Source organism: Erwinia sp. S38, from assembly GCF_016624545.1.
Taxonomy (GTDB): domain Bacteria; phylum Pseudomonadota; class Gammaproteobacteria; order Enterobacterales; family Enterobacteriaceae; genus Erwinia; species Erwinia coffeiphila.
On the sequence record NZ_JACVTS010000080.1, the window covers coordinates 1 to 443 of the forward strand.

Genomic DNA, 443 nt, shown 5'->3' on the forward strand with positions numbered 1-443 from the left:
GTAAGCCGGGATGGCCCCCTAGCCGAAACAGTGCTCTACCCCCGGAGATGAATTCACGAGGCGCTACCTAAATAGCTTTCGGGGAGAACCAGCTATCTCCCGGTTTGATTGGCCTTTCACCCCCAGCCACAAGTCATCCGCTAATTTTTCAACATTAGTCGGTTCGGTCCTCCAGTTAGTGTTACCCAACCTTCAACCTGCCCATGGCTAGATCACCGGGTTTCGGGTCTATACCCTGCAACTTAACGCCCAGTTAAGACTCGGTTTCCCTGCGGCTCCCCTATACGGTTAACCTTGCTACAGAATATAAGTCGCTGACCCATTATACAAAAGGTACGCAGTCACACCCCGAAGGATGCTCCCACTGCTTGTACGTACACGGTTTCAGGTTCTTTTCACTCCCCTCGCCGGGGTTCTTTTCGCCTTTCCCTCACGGTACTGGT

General features: G+C 52.8%; 1 rRNA gene. It reads right to left on the reverse strand.

Annotated elements, in window-relative coordinates:
- Positions 1-443: ribosomal RNA gene (locus tag IBT46_RS27075) — 23S ribosomal RNA — on the reverse strand; the annotation flags it as partial.